This is a genomic window from Streptomyces sp. Y2F8-2, assembly GCF_014905555.1.
GTDB lineage: Bacteria > Actinomycetota > Actinomycetes > Streptomycetales > Streptomycetaceae > Streptomyces > Streptomyces cynarae.
Genome location: NZ_BNGS01000001.1, coordinates 995,791 through 1,018,049 on the forward strand (window position 1 = coordinate 995,791; position 22,259 = coordinate 1,018,049).

The window sequence follows — 22,259 nt, forward strand, 5'->3', positions numbered from 1 at the left end:
TCGCGGCGCCCTTGCGTCGGCGCGCGACAATGGACGGTGGCCCACCCGAACCGGGCGCCACCCGAACCGTACGAGGAGGACAAGACATGGCGGAGCCCACGCCGCGTCGGAACGAGCCGCGGCTACGCCCCGCGCCCTTGCTCTTCGAGCCCGCGGAGGCGGCCTCCGACCCGGAACACTTCTTCGACCTGGAGTCGATCGACGACCCACGGGCGCTGCTGGCGCGCGCCACGGAGCTGACGCAGGCGTTTCGCGCGGCCACGGACCGGGCGGTGGAGTACCAGGCGATCGCCGCGGCCCAGCTCGCCGACCCGCGCCGTTTCGACCGGCTGACGCCGGCGGCGATCGCCGAGCAGGCGGAGTGGACCGAGGACTACGCGAAGAAGATGGTGGAGTTCGGGCGGGACCTGCTCCGCGGGGTCGACTCGAACGGACCGGAAAACCTGGGCTGACCATCCCGGCGCCTCGCAGCGCCGATGCCATCGAATGATCATGCGGCATATGCCCGGCCGCACCTTACTCCCTCTCGCACCCTTCTGTCCCCGTTTTCCGCAACCCTCGGAGACCGACCGCTCACGCCCGGTAGATCTGGTTCCCATGAGCAGTCGAACGCCGTCCATAGAAGCCTGTCGCGACGTCTGCGGTGTCACCTCCGAGGGCGCCGCCTGGCTCGCCTCGGCGGGAACGAATCCGCGCAGCACCCTCGCCCTCTGGGCGGACCGCCCCACCGCCCCGGTGGTCCTGCCGTGCGGCACCGCGTTCGACGTCGTCAACACCCCCGCGATCTTCGGACGGCGGATGCTCGACCGGCTCTGGGACGAGGGTCCCGGCTCCGGGCCCGTAGCCGTCCACAGGGGCCGCACCCTGCTGTTCACGGCGCCCGGCACGGCACGGCGACTACCGGCGCTGCTCGACTGGGAGGAGTGGGGCGGCCGTACGCCCAAGATCCCGCCACTGCTGTGCCACGGGACCGGCGACGCGGTGACGGTGCCCGCCATCCACCCGGCCGACCCCGCCGCCACCAGGCTCGACTCCCGCTGGCTGGTCGCTCCCGACACCCGTCGGCCCTGGCTGCCCGGGCCGGAGATCATCCTCTGGGCAGCCGTCCGAGCCGCCCGCGCGGCGGCCTCCGCCCCCGTACGCATATCGATTTTTCCTCCCGCCGACCAGGATGCTAAGGTCTACGACGTCAGCAGGCGCCGCTAGCTCAGTTGGTTAGAGCAGCTGACTCTTAATCAGCGGGTCCGGGGTTCGAGTCCCTGGCGGCGCACGATGGCGATGGCGAGGCGTGTTCGCGGAAAGCGCGAACCGTCTCGCCATCGTCGTTTTCTGCGCGGCTTCGCCGCGCGTCGTGGGGGCTTCGCCACCCACACCCCCCTCCAGGTCGGCTGCCGTCGCCGCCCGGCGCGCCCGGCACCCAACCGGCACACGCCCCGCCCCGCCCGCGCGGCGAAGTGCAGCACATCTGCGTTTTCTGTTGCACTCCGGGGAGAGACACACCCCGCCGACCGCAACGACCTCCGCGCCCCCACCAGCCACACACCACCACCCACCCACCGCCTGCACGCCGCTGAACCCACCCGGCGTGCAGGCGAGGCGCGACCGCGCCCCGAACCCCGGACCCCGAACCCCTGACCCCGAGTACAGCGCAGCCCCCGCGCAGGTCGACCGGCCTGGGCACCCGTTCCTCCGGGCCGCTCGCTCGCTTCCCCCCCGTGCTGGAGCGGGACTAGTCAAGGGTGGCCCGAAGGGCCATCGGCGCAGCCGACGCGGAACGCAACGCAGCGGAGTGCAGCGGAGTGCAGCGCCCTTGACTCGGCCCGCGGAAGCACGACCCTGACAAAGAAGCGAGCGGCCCAACAGCCCCTTCACCCACCCCCTCAACCACACTCACCCCCGTACCCCCTCACCCCCTGACCCTCTCCCCCTCACCCCCTCACCCCTTCGTGATCCGCACAGTCCACCCCCCAGAAGCCGTCCTCCCCTCCACCTCCACCCGCACCCCTTCCCCCGGCACCGTGAAGGTCTCGCCCTCCCGGACCGGAGCGTCCGCCAGGGGCGGGTACACCGACGTGCCGGCGCAGGCCGAGCTGTGCGGGTGGCCGTCCAGGACCTCCACCGGCCCGCCCCCGGACTCCGTCTCGCCGCGCACCCGGTAGACGAGGACGCCCTGGGTGCAGGCCGCGCTGTCGTTGCCCACCGCCCCGCGCGCCTCGATGGCCAGTACACTGTCGGGCCCCGTCCGCACCACCGCCAGCTTGGTGCCGTGCCCCGACCCGAACGCCTCCACCCCTCGCGCCAGCGCACCCGCCGCCCCCGCGCTCACCGGTACCTGCGGCACCCCGGTCGGCCCCGCAGCCACCGGCTCCAGCGTCAGCCGCGTGCTGCCCGGAGCCCGTACGCACACCACCTGGCTCTCGTCCAGCCACCCCAGCTTCCACTTGTGCCAGGCGAAGAGATCCGGGGCCAGTCCGAACTGGCTGCCCATGAGGTCCCAGTCGCCGACGTAGGTGTCCCAGTCCCCCTTGCCGTCGGTCGGACGGTGGTACAGATCAGGCAGGTCGAACACATGCCCTGTCTCATGGGCGAGGACGAGCTGGTCCGGCGGGTGCTTCTCGAAGACCGTGACCACCCGGCGGATGTCCCTGCCGTCGGCCCGGAGCGGGCTGTCCAGGTTCACCACCTTCGTGGCGTCCGAGTCGACGCCGGGCGCGTCCGGGTCGGCCATGAGGTACACGATGTCGTACCGGGAGAAGTCGACGTCCTTGTCGGCCGCGGCGAGCGCGTCGCGCAGATAGATGGCCCGGCTCTCGATGCTCCAGTCGCGCCGTATGGCGTAGGAGGTGGACGGGTGCGGCATCCGGATCCAGTGGTCCACCGGGTGGGGGCGCAGCGTGAACCGGCCATAGGACGCGCGTTCGAAGAAGCGGCTGGTGTCCGGGAAATAGTCACCGGTCAGCTCGGCCGGCGTGGTCGCCGGTGTCGCGTCCGGGAAGGACAGGAAGACGAGGACCGCGTCCAGCGCGCGGGTGGGGCGCGTGTAGGCGGCGTTCCAGGTGTCGACGCCCTCGGAGTGGTGCGCCCGGCTGCGGGCGATCTGGCAGGCCGCGGCCAGGGGTTCGACCAGCGCCGGGCCCGTCACGAGCGAGGTCGCGACCAGCGCGGTCATCGACGTGGCAAGGGCCGTGCTGCTGCGCAGGACGGGCGACGCGCCCCGGGCGAGCCCCTTCAGGGTCTCGCGGGTGAGCCCCGTGAGGGGGAGCGGACGCGGCACGTCGACCTCCGGGTGCGGTTCTCGGAACTCCACCCCCAGCCTGGTCGTATTTGTATTACTACGCCCTGTTTGTCTGCCCCGGAAGGGTGAGAGGCCATCAGCCAGGGGATGAGCCAGGAGGGATCCGCGACGGCCGCGGGAGGGGCAGTGCGGAGCGGGAGCGCACGACGGCGCACGAGCGCCAAGGGGGCGGCCGACGTGCGCCGACGCCCCCAATACTCACGGAACGTCACAGCCATGGGCGGCCTGATGGGCCGGGGTCCGGCACGGGCAGAAACGATCTGTCAGAACACGTGCTCGCCGCGGGACACTGGACATCGGCTGGAAGGCCTCTGGGCCAGCCTCTATGATCGGCACACTTTCCTGCACGAACACGGCTTGTACGGCCGCCCACCTTGCGGCCGTCGACCCCGACGAGACCCAAGAGATCCGTACGAAGAACGAGTGCACTGCGGGAGCGAGCGGTGAGCGGAACGTCCGATGGGCCGGCGCCCGCGGCAGACCTCGTCGGCCCGGCCATCACAGAGAGTTACGACACCACGTCATCCGGTACGTCCCAGCCAGCACCCCTTTCCGACGACCCACCCCTCACCTCCGAAGACCGACTCCTGAACCCGCCCGTCGACGCGCCCCTCACGCCGTCCGTCGATGCACCACCCCTCACCCCGGCCGCCGACACGCCACCCTTCACCCCGGCCACCGGGCCCCAACCGGTCTCGTTCGGCGCCGCGTTCACCGCCGCGCCGCTCGCCATGGCGGTCGTCGACCGGGAGGGCCTGGTCGTCACCGCCAACGGGACGATGGGCTCACTGCTCGGGACCGGCGCGGAAGCGCTGGTGGGCAAGGTCGCCGCCGACCTGCTGGACCTGTCCTCGGACGCCCGTACCTGGCACGCCTACCGCGAGGTACTGCGCGGACGCCAGGCCAAGCTTCGCTGCACGCGCCGCGTCAAACACCCCGACGGACACTCCCTGTGGGTCCAGGTGACCGTCACCCCGCTGCCCGAGGCCGAGAAGGCGGTCCTCCTCTCCGTCGCCGACATCAGCGCCCGCCGTGAACTCCAGGCCCGGCTGCGGCACTTGCAGATGCACGACCCGGTGACCCGGCTGCCCAACCGGACGCTGTTCTTCGAACGCCTGTCGGCGGCGCTGGAGGCGGATTCGTACGAGGAGAGCGGCACCGGCCGGATCGGGCTGTGCTACCTGGACCTCGACGGCTTCAAGGCGGTCAACGACACCCTCGGCCACCGCGTCGGCGACCGGCTGCTCGCGGCCGTCGCGGAGCGTCTGACCCACTGCGCGGACGAGGCGGGCCACGGGCGGCCCACCACTCCCCTGGTGGCGCGACTGGGCGGCGACGAGTTCGCGCTCCTTGTCGAGGACTCCACGGGCACCGAGCAACTGGCCGAACTGGCCGAGTCGGTCCTCAAGGCGATCCAGGAGCCGTTCGACCTGTCCGGGCAGCGGCTGTCGGTGTCGGCGTCCATCGGCGTCGTGGAGCGGCACGCGGCCGGCACGAGCGCGACCGGTCTGATGCAGGCGGCCGACACGACGTTGTACTGGGCGAAGGCAGACGGCAAGGCCCGCTGGACGCTGTTCGATCCGGAACGCAACGCCCACCGGATGACCCGTCAGGCGCTGTCCTCGGGGCTGCGGCCGGCCATCGAACGGGGTGAATTCGCTCTGGAGTACCAGCCGTTGGTCGGTATGGAGGACGGACGGGTGCGCGGGGTGGAGGCGCTGGTGCGCTGGCATCACCCCCAGTTCGGCACCTTGACGCCGAATCGGTTCATCGGACTGGCGGAGGAGGACGGCTCGATCGTCCAGCTCGGGCGCTGGGCGCTGAAGACGGCCTGCCGGCAGGCGCGCCACTGGCAACTGGAACGCCCGGACGAGCCGCCGCTCTTCGTCAGCGTGAACGTGGCGGTGCGTCAGGTCTGGGACTCGGACCTGGTGGCGGACGTGGCGGAGACCCTGACGGAGACCGGACTCGCCCCGCATCTGCTCCAGTTGGAGCTGACCGAGTCCGCGGTCATGGGTTCGGCCGGCCGTCCGCTCCAGGCGCTCCAGGCGCTCAGCGAGATGGGGGTGCGCATCGCGATCGACGACTTCGGCACCGGATACTCCAACCTCGCCTACCTCAGCCGGCTGCCGGTGTCCGTGCTGAAGCTGGACGGGTCGTTCGTCCGGGGTTTCCAGTACGAGGGCACGGACGCGCATCCGAACCCGGCCGACGAGGTCATCGTGGAGGCCATGATCCAGCTCGCCCACCGGCTGGGCCTGACGGTCACCGCGGAGTGCGTGGAAACCTCGGCCCAGGCCACCCGCCTGCGCCGCATCGGCTGCGACACCGGGCAGGGGTGGCTGTACTCGCGCCCGGTGCCGCCGGACCGGATCTCGGAACTGGTCGATGGAGAAGGGTGCCGCAAGTGAGCCCGTCCGGCATGTGAGGACGGGGCCGTTCAGGCCGAAGGGCCGTCCGGGGGCCGCAGCCCCCAGGGACGGCGCGACGGCGCCCCAGGCACCGGGAACGTCAAGCCGCCGCGGGCAACCCGTACGCGTCCGCGATCAGTTCGTACGACCGCAGGCGTACCTCGCCGCTGTGGGCGTTGGACGTGAGCATCAACTCGTCGGCGCCTGTGCGCTTGTGGAGGTCGTCCAGGCCGGAGCGGACCTCGTCCGCAGTCCCGTGGACGACGTTGGAGTTCCAGGACCCGATGAACTCCTCCTCCATGGGGCTGAACTCGTGCGCCTCGGCCTCCTCCGGCGTGGGGACGAGGCCGGGGCGGCCCATGCGCAGCCGGAGCATGTTCAGGGCGGCGGCCCGGACCTGGCGGCGGGCCTCCTTCTCGTCGTCGGTGGCGAGCGCGGAGACGCCGATGAGGGCGTACGGCGCGTCGAGGACCTCGGACGGGCGGAAGGAGTCGCGGTACAGGTCGAGCGCCGGGATGGTGTTCTGCGCCGAGAAGTGGTGGGCGAAGGCGAACGGCAGGCCGAGCATGCCGGCCAGGCGGGCGCTGAACCCGGAGGAGCCGAGCAACCAGACCGGCGGCCGGTGCGGGGACTGCACGCCGCCCGGCGAAGTGGCCTGGACGGGGCCCGGGACGGCGTGGATACGGGCGTAGGGGTGGCCGTCCGGGAAGTCGTCGTCGAGGAACCGGGTCAGCTCGGCGAGCTGTTGCGGGAAGTCGTCGGCGCCCTCGTTCAGCTGGTCGGTGCGGCGCAGCGCTGCGGCCGTGGCGCCGTCCGTGCCGGGGGCGCGGCCGAGGCCCAGGTCGATACGGCCGGGGGCCATGGCCTCCAGCGTGCCGAACTGCTCGGCGATGACCAGCGGGGCGTGGTTGGGCAGCATGACGCCGCCCGAGCCGAGCCGGATGCGGTCGGTGTGGGCGGCCAGGTGGGCGAGGATCACCGCGGGCGAGGAGGAGGCCACGCCCGGCATGGAATGATGCTCGGCGACCCAGTACCGGTGGAAGCCGCGGGCCTCCGCGAGCCGGGAGAGGGCGACGCTGGTGCGCAGGGCGTCGGTGGCGGTGGTGCCCGCGCCGACGGTGACCAGGTCCAGTACGGACAGGGGGACGGGGGCGGTGCCCTGTGCCGTGCCTCGGATCTCGTCCACTGCTGTGCCTCCTGCGTGAGCGTCGCGTCTCTCACTCGCCTAACAGGAGACGGTCTCCGGTTATTCCCGACGCCCCCGGAGATCCCGGCGCCGGAGACCACCACCCGGAGACGACCACCCGGAGACCACCACTCGGAGACCACCACCCCGGATAACCAGACTCCGAGACCCCGGCCCCGCACAACCCCGCGCCCGACAGTCCCCCTACACCTGCACCACCGGCTCCCTGGTGAACAGCGTCCCCAGGCTCGGCGCGTTCACCCGGCGGTCCACCAGGCGCAGCGCCTCCCACACCGTGACCTGGTTCGCCGTGAGGACGGGTTTGGCCAGGCCCTTCTCCAGGGCCTTGAGGTGCGCGGCCGTGTGGAGGGCGGTGTCCGGGATCAGGACCGCGTCCGCGTCGGCGTGGTCGCCCGCGCGAGCCAGCGCCAGGACCTCATCGGCGCCCCAGGTGGCCACCTGCGCCGCCGCTCCGGCGTCGGCGCCGTGGACCGCGACCACCTCCGCGCCGGCCGCCCGCAGGAAGGAGGCGAACTCCTGCGCCACGTCGTCCGGGTACGTCGCCGCGACGGCCAGCCGCCGCGCCCCGATCTCCCGCGCGGCGTGCACGAAGCCGAACGCCGTGGACGACGCCGGCATCCCGGCGGTGCGTGCGAGGGTGCGCACCTGCTCGTGGGCGCCCTCCCAGCCGTGCAGGAAGCTGCCGCTGGTGCACGCCCACACCACCGCCTCGGCGCCCGCGAGCCGCAGCTCCTGAGCACTCGAGGCGAGCCGCTGCGGCGAGCCCATCTCCCGGAGCAGATCGGCGCGGTGCGCGTCCTCGCCGACGTCGGTGTGCACGAGATCCACCCGGATGTCGCCGGCCAGCAACTGCTCGATGCGCGGATAGTCGTCCTCGGCGAAGTGGCCCGGGTAGAGGAATCCGAGTGCGGTCATGCCCAACCTTCCTGTTCGTCCGGCGGTACGGGTCCCCGGTGTGCCGCCGCGTCGAGCAGAGCCTGCCGGTGACCCATGGCGCGGGTACCCAGGTGAGGCGGAGCCGTCCCCCTCATCACCTGGTCGGTCGTGTTGACGGCACCGTGCCGGGGTGCGACCGTGGTCGATCCGCGCACGTCGGACGCCCCGTCGGCCGCTTTCGGCCGCCGCCGAACTCGAGGAACGGTTCCGCATGACGGCTTCCACGCCCGGCCCGACCGTGCTCGTCCTGGACGGGGACCCGCTCCTCCGGCTCGGCCGGCTCACCGGCCGGGCGCGGATCGAGCACGCGGACGCCGCGACGCTCGCCGCGCGGCTGCCGTACGCGGATGTGCTGCTGGTGTGGGACGGCGCCTCACGGGCGGTGCGCGACGCCTGGCCGGGCCAGGGGCCGCGCCCGCGTTGGGTGCACATCGCGAGTGCGGGAGTCGATCATGTGCTGTGTCCGGAACTCGCCGCGTCCGGCACGGTGGTGACGAACGCGCGCGGCGTCTTCGAGCGGCCGGTCGCCGAGTACGTGGCCGCGCTCGTCCTCGCCCTGGCCAAGGACCTGCCGCGCACCTGGGAGCTGCAACGGGAGCGGGAGTGGCGGCACCGGGAGGCGCTGCGGGTGGCGGGCACGCGCGCGTGCGTGGTCGGTTCCGGACCGATCGGGCGGACGATCGCCCGTACGCTCAAGGCGCTCGAGGTGACCACGTCGATCGTGGGCCGGGTCCCGCGCACCGGAATCCACGGCCCGGCCGACCTGGACCGGCTGATGGCCCGGGCCGACTGGGTGATCGCGGCGGCGCCGCTGACCGAGCAGACGTACGGCATGTTCGACGCCCGCCGCTTCGGCGTCATGCAGCCGTCCGCCCGGTTCATCAACGTGGGGCGCGGGCGGCTCGTCGTGGAGGAGGCGCTGGCCGAGGCGCTGAGGAAGCGGTGGATCGCGGGCGCGGCCCTCGATGTCTTCCGGCAGGAACCGCTCGGCCCGGACAGCCCCTTGTGGCGGGTGCCGGACCTGCTGGTGTCCCCGCACATGAGCGGGGACACGGTCGGCTGTCAGGACGAGCTCGGGGCGCAGTTCCTGGCGTTGTACGAACGCTGGGCCGCGGGTGAACCGCTGCTGAACGTGGTGGACAAGAATCGGGGATATGTTCCCGGCCACTGAGCCGCCTTCCGGCCGCCGTCGCCGCTGGTCAGCGCCCCGGCCAAGCGAAACGGCGGCCTCCGGTTCGGGCCGCCGAGGACGATCGGGGCCGGAACTGGCCTGAATACATCGCACGGTCCCGGGTAGCTGCGCGCCCATGGCTCCCCCACGGACGAATGCACGGACGTACGACCCGGGGCGACCCGGAACCACCCGCCGGTCGCTGCTCGCCGGTGTCGCCGCGTTCGGCGCACTGGGCGCGGCCGGCTGCAGCCGTGTCGCGGCGGCGTCGAGCACGCCCGGCGGCGACCTGCTCAGCCGGCTCAGGACCCAGGGCGTCGTCCGCCTCGGCATCGCCGGCGAGATCCCCTTCGGCTACATCGACAAGAACGGCCGTCTCACCGGCGAGGCCCCCGAGCTGGCGAGGGTCGTCTTCAAACGGCTCGGCGTCGACCGGGTGCAGCCCGTGCCGACCGAGTTCGGCTCACTGATCCCCGGTCTGAACTCCCAGCAGTTCGACGTGGTCGCCGCTGGCATGTACGTCACGCCGGAACGCTGTCAGCAGGTCATCTTCGCCGACCCCGACTACCAGGTGCTCGACGCGTTCGTCGTGCGCAAGGGCAATCCCAAGGGTCTGCACGACTACAGGGACGTCGTCGCGAAGAAGGCGAAACTGGCCACCGGCACCGGAAACGCGCAGATCCAGCACGCCGTCGAGGCCGGTTACAAGGAGAGCGAGCTGCTGCTCGTCACCGACCAGGTCGCCGGGCTCAACGCCGTGGAGGCCGGTCGCGTCGACGCGTTCGCAGGGACCGCGCTGACGGTCCGTGAGGTCGTCAAGAAGTCGAGCAAGGCCGAGGCGACCCAGCCCTTCGCAGCCCTGGTGAAGGGAAAACCGCACGTCGACGGCGGTGGCTTCGCGTTCCGGCCCACCGAGACCCGACTGCGGGACGCCTTCAACGCCGAGTTGAGGAAGATGAAGGCGAGCGGCGAACTCTTCCGGATCCTGCGCCCGTTCGGCTTCACCAAGGCCGAGATGACCGACATGACCGCGAAGGAGCTCTGCCGCGGATGACCTCGGGACTGTGGGAACTCGTACTGAAGGGCGTCTGGACCACGATCCAGCTGCTGGTGCTCGGCGCCCTGCTCGCGACGGCCGTCTCCTTCGCCGTCGGCATCGCGCGCACCCATCGCAGACGGATCGTCCGCTTCCTCGCCGGCCTCTACACCGAGGTGTTCCGCGGCACCTCCGCCCTGATCATGATCTTCTGGGTGTTCTTCGTGCTGCCGCTCGCCTTCGGCTGGCAGCTGGTGCCGATGTGGGCGGGCACCCTCGCGTTGGGTCTGACGTACGGGGCGTACGGGGCGGAGATCGTGCGCGGCGCCCTGAACTCCGTGGACCCGGCGCAGCGTGAGGGCGGGATCGCGCTGAGCTTCACCCCGTGGCAGCGGATGCGGAAGATCCTGCTGCCGCAGGCGGTGCCCGAGATGATCCCGCCGTTCTCGAACCTGCTGGTCGAACTGCTCAAGGGCACCGCACTGGTGTCGATCATGGGCATGGACGACCTGGCGTTCAGCGGCAACCTGGTGCGGCTCGCACTTCAGGAGAGCGCGCAGATCTACGCCTACGTCCTGCTCATCTACTTCGTGATCGCCTTCCTGCTCACCCGGCTGATGCGGGGCCTCGAGCGCCGTCTGAAGGCCGGCCTCGGCAAGGCGTCGCGGCCCCGGCCCCGGGTCGCCGTGCGGCAGCCGGTCGGAGGTGGTGTCCGATGACCTGGGACTGGGGCGCCGTCCGCGCCTTCATGCCGCACTTCTTCGACGGTCTGCTCGTCACCCTGGAAGCGCTGGCCCTCGGCTCGCTGATCTCGTTCGCGGTCGGTCTGGTGTGGGCGCTGCTGATGCGCACACCGACCCGGTGGGTGCGCTGGCCGGTGGGCGTCGTGACGGAGTTCATCCGCGACACCCCGCTGCTGGTGCAGCTGTTCTTCCTCTTCTACGTGCTGCCCGAGTGGGGTCTGACCTTCTCGGCGCTGACCACCGGTGTCGTGGCGATCGGCCTGCACTACTCGACGTACACCATGCAGGTCTACCGGGCCGGTATCGACGCCGTGCCCGCCGGCCAGTGGGAGGCGGCCACCGCGCTGAGCCTGCCGACGCGGCGCACCTGGACGGCGGTGATCCTGCCGCAGGCGATCCGCCGGGTCGTGCCGGCGCTCGGCAACTACGTGATCGCGATGCTGAAGGACACGCCGATGCTGATGGCGATCACCGTCCTCGACATGCTCGGCCAGGCGCGGCTCTTCTCCCAGCAGCACTTCCAGTTCACCGAGCCGCTCACCGTGATCGGTGTGGCCTTCGTCCTGATCTCCTACCCCGCCTCCCTCCTCCTGCGAGCACTGGAGCGACGCCTTGTCCGCTGACACCCCCCTGATGAAGCAACCCGACGCCCATGCCGACCCGCAGGCGGCCTCCGGCGAGCTGATCCGCCTGGAGAAGGTCACCAAACGGTTTGGTGACCACACGGTTCTCGACCGGCTCGACTTCTCCGTCGACGCGGGCCGGCACGTGACGCTGATCGGCCCGTCCGGCTCCGGGAAGACCACGATCCTGCGGCTGCTGATGACCTTGACCAAGCCCGACGAGGGCACGATCACGGTCGGCGGACAGCGCCTGTACCCGGCGCCCGAGAAACAGGTCCGGGAGATCCGCAAGAACATAGGGATGGTCTTCCAGCAGTTCAATCTGTTCCCGAACATGAAGGTGCTGCGGAACATCACCGAGGCCCCGGTGACCGTGCTCGGCCTGTCGAAGGACGAGGCGGAGGAGCGGGCACGCGAGCTGCTCGACCTGGTCGGGCTGAGCGAACACCTCGACAAGTACCCGAGCCAGCTCTCCGGCGGCCAGCAGCAGCGCGTGGCGATCGCCCGCGCCCTCGCGATGCGCCCGCAGGTGCTGCTGCTGGACGAGGTGACGTCCGCGCTGGACCCGGAGCTGGTCGCCGGGGTCCTCGACGTGCTCCGTGACATCGCTCGCAGCACGGACATCACGATGCTCTGCGTGACCCACGAGATGAGCTTCGCTCGGGACATCTCCGACCGGGTGCTGATGTTTGATTCCGGCCACGTCATCGAGGCCGCTCCCCCGGACAAGATCTTCAGCGAGCCCGAGCACACACGCACGCGGGAATTCCTCAGCGCAGTGCTGTGACTACAGGAAGTGAAGGCGGCGGCCCTCTCCAGGTCCTGGCGCACGGGACATGACCTCGGCATATGCCAGAGTGGCGCGTTCCTGCTGAGCGGGCCGAAGCCGCCGCAAAGTTCCGCAACACCCGCTCCCCGATGCGCGTTTGAGCCGTATCGTGGAGGCAGCCCAGCTGTCCCGAGGATGGCCCAAAAAGCGCAGGGGGAGACCGTGGCGCTGACCCATGAGCCGACCGCCCCGTACCACTCGGCCCAGGACGCCCTGCGTGTCCTCGAGAGCGTGGCGCGGCACTCCACCGGCGTCACCGACGCCGAGCTGGCCCGCCACACGGGTCTCGGCACCCAGCGGCTGACCTCGCTCCTGCGGATGCTGCGCCGGGAGGGGTACGTCGAGCAGACGATCGACGGCGCGTACGTCACCGGGGCCGCCCTCAGCCGGCTCGGCTCCACCCAGGGCCATGAGCAGGCGCTGCGCGAGCAGCTCCAGCGCACACTGGACCGGCTGCGCGACTCGGTGGGTGCCGCCGTCTACATCAGCCGCTACATCGACGGCGAGGTACGGGTCACCCAGTGCGCCGCGAGCGCGCTGGCGCCCGCGGTGCACGAGTGGGTGGACTTCCGCTCCGCGGCGCACGCCAGCGCGGTCGGCAAGAGCCTTCTCGGCCAGCTCGACGTGAACGGCCGCCGGGACCACCTCGCCCGGTACAAGATGGCCCGGCTGACCTCGCGGACGATCACCAGCGAGAAGGTCCTGCTCTCCCGCCTGGACGCCCACCCGCCGACGGTGCCGGTGCTCGACCTGCAGGAATACGCGGTGGGCACCGTCTGCGCGGCCGTCCCGATCACCGCGGGCTCCTCGGTCGGCTGCCTGGCCCTGTCGCTGCCGGTCCAGCACGCCCACCGGCTGCGGCAGGCGGCGGAACGGCTGAACAGGAGCGCGGCCCCGGTGGTCCTGTCCCTCACGATCTGAGCGATCCGGGATCGCCCACGGGGGTGGTCACGAGCACCCCCGTGGACCAGGTAGTATTTCTTTTGTCGCCGGGAGCGAAAGCCGAAAGCGACGGAGTCTGCGCCGCTAGCTCAGTTGGTTAGAGCAGCTGACTCTTAATCAGCGGGTCCGGGGTTCGAGTCCCTGGCGGCGCACCATGAGGGGCTCCTCGCGAAAGCGAGGAGCCCCTTTTGCGCTGGCCCGGTGTGTGAAGGCCACGGGGCCCCGGCGGTCCCAGGCGGCCGCGTCATCGCGCCGACCGGACCGTCAGCTGTGGAGGTCCACGGCGATCATGGCCATGACGCCGACACAGAACACGACGACCCCGCAGAGGAAACCCAGGATGCCGGCGGTGGCCACCGCCTGCCTGCCCCGCCTCGGGGAGCGCGCGGTCGCCACGACGCCCGTGCGGCCCTCGGCGTAGTGGACGGTGACGATGTCGCCCTCGACCGTCGTACCCGGGCCGCCCTCCTCCTCGAACCGGACGCCGACGCCGTCCCGCGTCGTGAACTCGTAGACGTGGTGCAGCGTGGTGCGGACAGAGGTGTCGTTCCGGCCGCCATGGACGGTCGTGTACGCCTTGAGGCAGCGCCCCTCGGCCGTCAGCCCGCTGTTCCACGCGCTTCTGATCTGCAGCCAGCGGTACACCACCCGGTACCCCAGGTAGCCGGCCACGGCCATGATCAGTACGGGTACGACGTAGAGCATCGCGTCCATGGGTTCCCCCCGAGGTCACAGGTCTGGTTCCGCACACCGGCGTGTCGCCGCCGGTGTGCGGAACCTACCCGTGGGGGGTGGTGGATTGGCTCAAGAAAGCCTCAGAGCTCGGGAGGTGAGGACCCGGGCTCAGAAGGTGACGTCGGCGCAGGAGTAGAACGCGTTGCCCGTGTCCGCGATCGTCCACACGCCGAGGATCACGTGGTGGCCGCTCAGCCCGGTCGGCAGGGTGCCGGTGTGGGTGAGCGTGGACGGCGGGCGCTGACCGTTGTACGGGACCGTCAGGAAGGGAGTGAGGTTGAGGTCCGCGCGGGTCAGGGCGTGGTTCTGGTTCCAGCCCGGTTTGGTGACGTAGTACCGGAAGTCGGTCGTGGCGTGCGAGGCGGTGAACTGCCAGCGGAAGGTGTAGCTCTGCCCGCCGGTCACCTTCGTCGTGGGCCAGGGCGCGCCCGAGGGCGTCCTCGGCTGGTCGAGCGCGCCGAAGTTGGTGTGGTTCGCCGAGCAGATCCGGCCGTCGCCGGGGCCGGCGGCCGGGAAACCCTTGGGGCCCTCGACGCTCTGCGGTTCCCACTGGATGTCGCCGCAGCCGGTGACGATGCCGCCGTTCGCGGCGCACATCTTCTGCCTGCTGAGGGGCTGGTCGGTGTAGCCGTGGGCGCTGGCGCCGCCGGTGGAGAGCACGAAGGCTCCCGCGGTCGCGAGGCCCAGCACGGCGGCGTACAACCTGGTCCTGGTGCGCATGCTGCCGCTCCTTGTGAACGTGGGGGAGTTCAGTGAGCCTTGCAGGTCTAGACCAAGCCCCCAGATTATTGCCGCCTGTTGAACATGTCCATACCAATCACCCATCGCACACGCCGATCGCGGGGCTCTGGGGGTTCCCGCCGCCCGCGGTCGTGCGCCTGTCGTGACCGACGCCCGACGCGGCCAGGCGCCCGACGTGGGTCGGCGCCCGACGTGGCCGGCAGGCGCCGCCTCCCCTGGGCGGCGCACACCTCAGCCCGTCGCCCGCCTCACCTCCCGTCGCCCGCCCGTCCCGTGCAGAACGCCACCGTCAGGTCCCGCACCAGCGCCTTGCGTTCGTAGCCGTCGAGTTCCACCAGGCCGCGCGCGGTCAGCCGGGTCACCGTCTCCTCCACCGAGTCCAGGACCGAGCCGATCACCGCGTCCCGGTGCTCCGCGTCGAACGCGTCGATACGGCGACGCTGCATGCGGGCGGCGACCTCGGGGGCGTACTCGATCCGGGTCGGCCGGGCCGAGAACACCTCCAGGCCGACCGCCGCCGCGTCCCCCGCGACCAGCCGGGTCAGCGTGTCGCCGACCGCCTCGACATTGCGCAGGCTCACCACGTCCGCCACGGCCGGCAGGTCGGCCGGCACCTGCGGCAGCACCCGTGCGAGCGCCGACTCGACGCACTCCCGCAGATAGGTCTCGTGGTCGTCGATGCCGAACACGGCGCGCGCGGTGTCCCTGACCTGCCAGGTCACCAGCACCACCACGCGCAGCGCGACCCCGTTGGCGTCGACGGCGGGGATCGGCTCGCTGCGCCAGTGGCGCAGCCGTACGTCGACCCGGCGGCACAGCACCAGCGGATTGACCCACATCAGGCCGGTGCGGCGCACCGTGCCCCGGTAGCGCCCGAACAGCGACAGTGCCCAGGCGCGCCCGGTGTCCCCGCGGCTGAGCCCGCCGAAGCCGAAGAGGAGGAGCGCGCCCGCGACGGCGTACGCGACCCACTGCGCGAGCCCGAGCCTCGTGCCCGAGACCGGCGGAAGGTCCAGCGCACGCACCATGGCCGGCGGCAGGACGCCCGCCCACCACGAGACGGCCACACAACCGGCCGTACCAGCGATCCCGGCCAGCAGGCCCGCCGCCCAGGGCAGCACCCGCGCGGGCCGTTCGATCAGTTCGGGGTCCACCATCGGCACCTGCCGCCTGGGGACGGCGGGCACCTGGACCCGCGGTTGCTCACCGGTGCCGAGCCGCCGTCGCACGACGGTCGGGGCGAGCGGCAGCGGCTCGGTGTCGGATCCTTTCCGGAACAGCAGGTGCACCGGGATCTCGGTCGTCGACTCGCTGTGGATGACCCGGCCGGGCCGCGCGTCGGCACCCTCCGGCTCCTCCTCCTGCTCCGGGGTCGGTGATGTCGTCGTAGTCATTCGTGCCTCCACACACGTCAGGAGAAGAGCCGTCGCCAGGTCTCCGGCCCCGGGAAGCCGTCGGCTTCACGGCCGTTCCAGCCCTGGGCACGCTGGAAGGCCTCCACGTTGCGCCGGTCGGCCTCGCTCCAGCGCGCGTCGGGACCGCCGGTGTAATGCGCGTCGAACCCCTTTTCGACCAACTTCCGGCCCAGCAGGGTGACGTACGGGTTGTGCGCGCCCGGCCGGAACACGTCCCGGCCCGGGTAGCCGTGCGCCGCCGGCGCGCGGACGCTGCGCAGTTCGGGCGCGCCGGCGCCGACTCGGCCGAGGGACCGGGCGGGAGTCGTCACCACCGGGCGTTTGCCGCCCGTCCCCGACACCGGGTGCGCCGAGTCGTCGGGCCCGGGGACACCGGGGACACCGGGGACGCCGGTAACGCCGGGAACACCGGGAACGCCGGAGACGCCGGGCACTCCGGGAACGGTGGACCCGGGAACCGGCGCCTCCTTGCCCTGGGTGCTCTCCTTGGTCTCGATGATGTTCTTGTAGCGGTAGGGCACATAGCGGCTGGAATTCGACCAGTACGCGTACGGGGTGACCTTCCGGCGAGCGCCCGGCGGGGTCTCCTCGTAGGCGATGTAGGCCGTGTGCTTGTAGTCCGACCAGCCGCCGAAGATGACGACGTGCGAGCCCTTCTCCGGATTGTCGGGGTTGTGGAAGAGGAGAATGTCACCCGGCTGAAGCTGCTCCTTGGTGATGCGCACGCCGAACTTGTCGAGACTGCCCGTCCATTCGTTCGAGCCGAGGTTCCAAGCCATCGAGACGAAGCCGGAGCAGTCCTGCCGGTAACCGTCGGACCAGTAGTCGTCCATGCTGTAGGGGACCCCGGCGGCGATCCACTTCTTGGCCCGGTTGATGATGTCGGCGCGGGTCGTCGCGGCCGCAGCCGTCAGATTCGGACCGCCGGCCGGGCCGTGCAGCGGCGCGGCCTTCCCCTGCGGGCTGTCCGGAGGCTGGTCGCTCGCGGGTTCGGACGGTGCCGGCGGTGCCGGTGAGGCGAGCGGCGTGCGGGTGACCGCTACAGCGGGTGCCGCCTGGACCATGCCCAGCGCCGTGCCCGCGACGGCGGCCAGCGTGAGGGCCGTGCGGGCCGTCGGGCGGCGGATCCCCTCGACGGCGGAGGAAGGGGGGATGACGCGGCGCCGGCGCACACAGCCGGGGCAGTCGCAGTCAGTCGTGGGTTCGAATTCCTCGAATACCGGTGTCTCCATGCGACGTCCCTCACACTCCCTGCCCGCATTCGGGGGAATCTGTGCCGTTAGTCGTCTTAGTCCTCTTTTCTGCACATCCGTCAGTTACCCATGCGCACAGGGAAAGCGCAGGGCGACGGGCCGAATGATGTAAGCGAAGTCATTCGCACGGGTACCGGCCCCTCCGGACGGCGGCCCCCTCGCCCCCTCGCACCCGGGGCGGTCAGGAGCACCCTCCCGCGTCGGGTAAAGTTCTCCAGGTCAGCAGGCGCCGCTAGCTCAGTTGGTTAGAGCAGCTGACTCTTAATCAGCGGGTCCGGGGTTCGAGTCCCTGGCGGCGCACGATGGCGATGGCGAGGCGTGTTCGCGGAAAGCGCGAACCGTCTCGCCATCGTCGTTTTCTGCGCGACTTCGCCCCGCGTCGTGGGGGCTTCGCCACCCGCACCCCCCTCCAGGTCCGCCGCAGGGACCGCCTGGCATGTACAGCACCCCAATACAGGACGGTCCACCGTCCGTCTGTCCGGCGTGCACGACACTCCCCCCCACCCGCCGCAGCCGCACCCTCCGTCCCACACGCGCACCCCCGCCGCGGTTTCACCGCACCGCATCGTCCGGCCGGGGCGGAGCCGGTGTCGCCGTAAGAGACCACTTCCTCAACATCCATGCACGACTGGCAGCAACCGCCCCACAAGGCATCAAGAAACGACCCATTGAGTCGGTATGACCGGTAAACACCGCGTTTCGCATCTTGCGATCAAGCCGGACGCCATAGAACCCTGGGCTCCAAGGGACTGCCGATGCATGGCAGTTGGGGGTAGGGACCGGTTGCCGGACGCGGGGATGGGGCCCCGCAGAAACGGACGCCAAGGGGGACGTTATGCAACCGGAAGGTCGCTGTTCGTGTCGATATGGTGTAGATGACGCGATGACGCCGACCTGTCACTGATTCGTCCGCCAAGGTCGAGGGGGACCAAAAGCGGGCGAAAGCCAGCAAAAACACACACGCATCTGTGCGTGCGGGGGGATGACTCATGACGTCGACGCCGACGGGCGCCCGGCAGGACTTCGACCCGTCAGAGACGACCCGGCTCAGGGTGGTGTCGCACCGAGCGGGCCACACCGGCACCATCCACCGGATCAAACGGACACTGCCCAGATACGACTACGAGCACTACAGCCGGCTGGCGGGTCCCCTCACCGAACCGGACCCGACCAAGCCGTACAAGGTCCAGTACCGCTCGCTGCTCTCCCAGGAGCCGCACCGCATCCGCGCCGCCCTCATGCTGGGCGCGGCTCCGCTGCTGTCGCTGATCCTGCTCGCCTGGCTGTTACAGCCCGAACACTGGACCGAACGCGACTACCCCGCCTACGACTTCCTGCCGGCCCTCGACATCGTGATGCTCGTCTCGATCGGCCTGATCGAGTTCTTCCGGTGCATGAACGTACTGTCGAACGCGCACGCCACCCTGGTCGCCCGCGACCCGGTCCCGGTGGTGCCCGCGACCGGCAGCAGAGTCGCGTTCATCACCACCTACGTGCCCGGCAAGGAACCGCTGTCGATGGTGACGAAGACCCTGGAGGCCGCCGTCCGGCTGCGCCACCGGGGCCTTCTGCATGTCTGGCTTCTCGACGAGGGCGACGACCCCGAGGTGAAGCGGGTCTGCGAGCGCCTGGGTGTGCACCACTTCACCCGCAAGGGTGTCGAGAAGTGGAACCGGCCCGCGGGACCGCACCGCGCGAAGACCAAGCACGGCAACTACAACGCCTGGCTGGAGGCGCACGGCGACGACTACGACTACTTCGCCTCTGTCGACACCGACCATGTGCCACTGCCCAACTACCTCGAGCGGATGCTCGGTTACTTCCGCGACCCGGACGTCGGCTTCGTCATCGGTCCGCAGGTCTACGGCAACTACGACACCTTCGTCACCAAGGCCGCCGAGTCGCAGCAGTTCCTCTTCCACGCGCTGATCCAGCGCGCCGGCAACCGCTACGGCGCGCCCATGTTCGTCGGCACGTCCAACGCCGTGCGGATCAGCGCCCTGAAGCAGATCGGCGGCCTGTACGACTCGATCACCGAGGACATGGCGACCGGGTTCGAGATGCACCGCCACCGGAACCCGGCCACCGGCAGGAAGTGGAAGTCGGTCTACACGCCGGACGTGCTCGCGGTCGGCGAGGGCCCGGCCGCCTGGACGGACTTCTTCACCCAGCAGCTGCGCTGGTCGCGGGGCACGTACGAGACGATCCTCAAGCAGTACTGGAAGGGCTTCTTCTCGATGCCGCCCGGCAAGCTCTTCAACTACACCATGATGATCATCTTCTACCCGATGTCGGCCCTCAACTGGATCCTGGCGGCGCTGAGTTGCGCCCTTTTCCTGGGCCTGGGCGCCTCGGGTGTGAACATCGACCCGACGGTCTGGCTGATGCTGTACGGCAACGCGTCGGCCCTCCAGATCGGCCTGTACATCTGGAACCGCCGGCACAACGTCTCCCCGCACGAGCCGGAGGGCTCCGGCGGTGTGGCGGGCATGGTGATGTCGGCGCTGTCCGCGCCGGTCTACGCCCGTTCGCTCATGGACGCGGTGCTGCGCCGCAAGAGCAGGTTCGTGGTGACCCCCAAGGGCGATTCGGCCAGCCCCGACACCTTGTTCGGGACGTTCCGGATCCACCTGTTCTTCATCCTGGTCTTCGGCGGCTCGATCGTCGCCGGTCTCCTCCTCGGCCACTCCCACCCCGCGATGATCACCTGGGCCTCGCTGGCCCTGCTGATCACGGCCTCACCGATCGTCGCCTGGCGCTGGACCCTGCTGCAGACGAAGAACAAGCCGGCCGCAGCGGACGAGCCGCAGGACACCGCGGTGAAACCGCACCAGCCCACCGGGACGCACACACCGGGGCAGCACACACCGGGGCAGCGGCCCGCGTTGGCCGGACATGACGACCAGACCATGCAGATCGCTCTTGGGGGACGCAAGAAATGAATGACCAGGCCGGCCGCCGTCGCGCTCGACGGCTGGCGCTCGGCACGGCCGTGGTCCTCGCGCTGGGCGGAATGAACGGCCCGTGGCTGTACCGCTTCGGGACGGCGCAGTACCACGACTACGTCATCAACAAGCCCGAGTACAAGGCGGAGAACGGGCACTGGCAGATCGTCGAGTTCCCCAAGGAGTACCGCCAGGACACCATCCACGCGGTGCTGCTGCACACCGGCAAGGTGCTGATGATCGCCGGGTCGGGCAACAACCAGGAGAACTTCGACAGGAAGCAGTTCGACACCCGGATCTGGGACCCGGTCAAGGGGACCATCAAGAAGGTGCCCACGCCGAACGACCTGTTCTGCACGGGCCACACCCAGCTCGCGGACGGCAAGATCCTGATCGCGGGCGGCACCAAGCGGTACGAGAAGCTGAAGGGCGACGTCACCAAGGCCGGCGGCCTGATGATCGTCCACAACGAGAACCCGGACAAGCCGATCACCCTGCCCGCGGGCACCAGATTCAAGGGCAGGGAGAACGGCAGGACCTTCGTGTCCAAGGACCCGGTGCTCGTACCGCGCGCGACGAAGGTGTTCGACAAGAAGACCGGGAAGTTCCTGCGCAACGACCCCGGTCTCGGCCGTATCTACGTCGAGGCGGAACGGAGCGGGGCGAAGTACGAGACCGGCACCCAGGACAACTACCGCATCCAGGGCCTGACCGGCGTCGACGCGCGCAACACCTACGGCATCGCGCAGAAACTGGCCCTCGACAAGAAGGACTTCCAGGGGATCCGGGACGCGTACGAGTTCGACCCGGTCGCGGAGAAGTACATCAAGGTCGACCCGATGAACGAGGCCCGCTGGTACCCGACGCTCACCACGCTGAGCGACGGGAAGATCCTCAGCGTCTCCGGGCTCGACGACATCGGGCAGCTCGTCCCCGGCAAGAACGAGGTCTTCGACCCGAAGACGAAGAAGTGGGCGTACACCCCGAAGATCCGTCAGTTCCCGACCTACCCCGCGCTGTTCCTGATGCAGAACGGCAAGATCTTCTACTCGGGTTCGAACGCGGGCTACGGACCGGCCGACGTGGGCCGCGACCCCGGCATCTGGGACGTCGACACCAACAAGTTCACCAAGCTGCCCGGGCTCAGCGACCCGAACATGATGGAGACGTCCGGCACGGTGCTGCTGCCGCCCGCGCAGGACGAGAAGTACCTGGTGATCGGCGGCGGCGGGGTCGGCGAGTCCAAGCTGTCCAGCAAGAGGACACGGCTGATCGACCTGAAGGACGACGACCCGAGATTCGTCGACGGCCCGTCCCTGGAGAAGGGCACGCGCTACCCGCAGTCCTCCGTCCTGCCCGACGACACGGTGCTCGTCTCGGGCGGCTCGGAGGACTACCGCGGCCGCAGCGACTCCGACATCCTCCAGGCGCGGATCTACCATCCGGACAGCAACACCTTCCAGCGGGTCGCCGACCCGCTGGTGGGCCGCAACTACCACTCGGGCTCGATCCTGCTGCCCGACGGGCGGGTGATGTTCTTCGGTTCGGACTCGCTGTACGGGGACAAGGCGAACACCAAGCCCGGCAAGTTCGAGCAGCGGGTCGAGATCTACACGCCGCCGTACCTGTACCGGGACGGTCGCCCGTCGCTGTCGGGCGGGCCGCAGACCATCGCGCCGGGCACCTCGGGAACGTTCACCTCGCAGCACGCGTCGGCGATCCGGAAGGTGCGGCTGATCCGGCCGAGTGCGTCGACGCACGTCACGGACGTGGACCAGCGGTCGATCGCCCTCGACTTCAAGACGTCCGGGGACAGGATCACGGTGACCGTCCCGAAGAACCGGAACCTTGTCCTTCCTGGCTGGTACATGCTGTTCGCCGACGACGACCAGGGCACGCCGTCGGTGGCGCAGTGGGTGAAGGTGCCGTAGTCCGTATGCAGATGGGGGCGCCCTCCACCATGGAGGGCGCCCCCAC

Annotated in this window: 18 protein-coding genes and 3 tRNA genes; 14 read left to right on the forward strand and 7 right to left on the reverse strand. The window is 70.3% G+C overall.

The features are described 5' to 3' along the window. Window positions 1-86 precede the first annotated feature (86 nt). The 3 genes from SY2F82_RS04470 (at window position 87) to SY2F82_RS04480 (ending at window position 1,270) form a co-directional block, all read left to right on the forward strand. A complete protein-coding gene (locus SY2F82_RS04470; protein ID WP_200417574.1) occupies window positions 87-452 on the forward strand; it encodes a hypothetical protein in 366 nt (121 codons plus the stop codon). Between the two features lie 145 nt (window positions 453-597). Beyond that, window positions 598-1,206, forward strand: a complete 609-nt coding sequence (locus SY2F82_RS04475; protein WP_200417575.1) for a bifunctional DNA primase/polymerase — start codon at window positions 598-600, stop codon at window positions 1,204-1,206. Continuing rightward, window positions 1,197-1,270, forward strand: a tRNA-Lys gene (locus tag SY2F82_RS04480). Before SY2F82_RS04475 ends, SY2F82_RS04480 begins: the two co-directional genes overlap by 10 nt. A 666-nt stretch (window positions 1,271-1,936) precedes the next feature. On the opposite strand, the gene SY2F82_RS04485 is transcribed toward SY2F82_RS04480, so the two are convergent. Continuing rightward, window positions 1,937-3,274 (reverse strand): M6 family metalloprotease domain-containing protein, encoded by a 1,338-nt coding sequence (locus SY2F82_RS04485; protein ID WP_200417810.1) that lies wholly within the window; start codon window positions 3,272-3,274, stop codon window positions 1,937-1,939. Window positions 3,275-3,738: 464 nt separating this feature from the next. Here SY2F82_RS04485 and SY2F82_RS04490 point away from each other — a divergent pair, with 464 nt between their 5' ends. Beyond that, entirely contained in the window at window positions 3,739-5,706 is a 1,968-nt protein-coding gene (locus tag SY2F82_RS04490; protein ID WP_200417576.1) for a bifunctional diguanylate cyclase/phosphodiesterase, read from the forward strand. 100 nt (window positions 5,707-5,806) lie between these two features. On the opposite strand, the gene SY2F82_RS04495 is transcribed toward SY2F82_RS04490, so the two are convergent. Further along, entirely contained in the window at window positions 5,807-6,892 is a 1,086-nt protein-coding gene (locus SY2F82_RS04495; protein ID WP_200417577.1) for an LLM class flavin-dependent oxidoreductase, read from the reverse strand. Between the two features lie 204 nt (window positions 6,893-7,096). Next, entirely contained in the window at window positions 7,097-7,828 is a 732-nt protein-coding gene (locus tag SY2F82_RS04500) for a decarboxylase (protein ID WP_200417578.1), read from the reverse strand. A 232-nt stretch (window positions 7,829-8,060) separates the two neighbouring features. Here SY2F82_RS04500 and SY2F82_RS04505 point away from each other — a divergent pair, with 232 nt between their 5' ends. From SY2F82_RS04505 to SY2F82_RS04535, 7 genes are all read left to right on the forward strand, one after another. After that, on the forward strand, window positions 8,061-9,020 hold the full coding sequence (locus tag SY2F82_RS04505) for a D-2-hydroxyacid dehydrogenase (RefSeq protein WP_200417579.1): 960 nt from the start codon (window positions 8,061-8,063) through the stop codon (window positions 9,018-9,020). A gap of 136 nt (window positions 9,021-9,156) precedes the next feature. Continuing rightward, window positions 9,157-10,074, forward strand: coding sequence for an ectoine/hydroxyectoine ABC transporter substrate-binding protein EhuB (ehuB, locus tag SY2F82_RS04510; protein ID WP_200417580.1), 918 nt, complete (start codon window positions 9,157-9,159; stop codon window positions 10,072-10,074). Further along, complete coding sequence (gene ehuC, locus SY2F82_RS04515) at window positions 10,071-10,775, forward strand: ectoine/hydroxyectoine ABC transporter permease subunit EhuC (RefSeq protein ID WP_200417581.1); 705 nt, start codon at window positions 10,071-10,073, stop codon at window positions 10,773-10,775. The genes ehuB and ehuC overlap by 4 nt, the downstream gene beginning before the upstream one ends. After that, the gene (gene ehuD / locus SY2F82_RS04520; RefSeq protein ID WP_200417582.1) at window positions 10,772-11,422 is read left to right on the forward strand and encodes an ectoine/hydroxyectoine ABC transporter permease subunit EhuD; all 651 of its coding nucleotides are present in this window, start codon (window positions 10,772-10,774) and stop codon (window positions 11,420-11,422) included. The genes ehuC and ehuD overlap by 4 nt, the downstream gene beginning before the upstream one ends. 10 nt (window positions 11,423-11,432) lie before the next feature. Next, window positions 11,433-12,209, forward strand: a complete 777-nt coding sequence (locus tag SY2F82_RS04525) for an amino acid ABC transporter ATP-binding protein (RefSeq protein ID WP_200417583.1) — start codon at window positions 11,433-11,435, stop codon at window positions 12,207-12,209. Between the two features lie 204 nt (window positions 12,210-12,413). Further along, on the forward strand, window positions 12,414-13,172 hold the full coding sequence (locus tag SY2F82_RS04530) for an IclR family transcriptional regulator (RefSeq protein WP_200417584.1): 759 nt from the start codon (window positions 12,414-12,416) through the stop codon (window positions 13,170-13,172). A 99-nt stretch (window positions 13,173-13,271) separates the two neighbouring features. Beyond that, window positions 13,272-13,348: transfer RNA gene (locus SY2F82_RS04535), tRNA-Lys, on the forward strand. 109 nt (window positions 13,349-13,457) lie between these two features. On the opposite strand, the gene SY2F82_RS04540 is transcribed toward SY2F82_RS04535, so the two are convergent. From SY2F82_RS04540 to SY2F82_RS04555, 4 genes are all read right to left on the reverse strand, one after another. Further along, window positions 13,458-13,907: a DUF3592 domain-containing protein gene (locus tag SY2F82_RS04540; protein ID WP_200417585.1), complete on the reverse strand. Its 450-nt coding sequence runs from the start codon at window positions 13,905-13,907 to the stop codon at window positions 13,458-13,460. Between the two features lie 129 nt (window positions 13,908-14,036). Next, window positions 14,037-14,648 carry a lytic polysaccharide monooxygenase gene (locus SY2F82_RS04545; protein WP_200417586.1) on the reverse strand — a complete coding sequence of 204 codons (612 nt, stop codon included), beginning with the start codon at window positions 14,646-14,648 and terminating at the stop codon, window positions 14,037-14,039. 269 nt (window positions 14,649-14,917) lie between these two features. Continuing rightward, window positions 14,918-16,063, reverse strand: a complete 1,146-nt coding sequence (locus SY2F82_RS04550) for an SPFH domain-containing protein (protein ID WP_200417587.1) — start codon at window positions 16,061-16,063, stop codon at window positions 14,918-14,920. A 17-nt stretch (window positions 16,064-16,080) separates the two neighbouring features. Continuing rightward, window positions 16,081-17,316 (reverse strand): peptidoglycan-binding protein, encoded by a 1,236-nt coding sequence (locus SY2F82_RS04555; RefSeq protein WP_200417588.1) that lies wholly within the window; start codon window positions 17,314-17,316, stop codon window positions 16,081-16,083. Between the two features lie 247 nt (window positions 17,317-17,563). On the opposite strand from SY2F82_RS04555, the gene SY2F82_RS04560 reads away from it, so the two are divergent. From SY2F82_RS04560 to SY2F82_RS04570, 3 genes are all read left to right on the forward strand, one after another. Beyond that, window positions 17,564-17,637: transfer RNA gene (locus SY2F82_RS04560), tRNA-Lys, on the forward strand. A gap of 689 nt (window positions 17,638-18,326) precedes the next feature. Continuing rightward, on the forward strand, window positions 18,327-20,279 hold the full coding sequence (locus SY2F82_RS04565; protein WP_200417589.1) for a glycosyltransferase family 2 protein: 1,953 nt from the start codon (window positions 18,327-18,329) through the stop codon (window positions 20,277-20,279). After that, window positions 20,276-22,213, forward strand: coding sequence for a galactose oxidase-like domain-containing protein (locus SY2F82_RS04570; RefSeq protein WP_200417590.1), 1,938 nt, complete (start codon window positions 20,276-20,278; stop codon window positions 22,211-22,213). The genes SY2F82_RS04565 and SY2F82_RS04570 overlap by 4 nt, the downstream gene beginning before the upstream one ends. Window positions 22,214-22,259 lie beyond the last annotated feature (46 nt).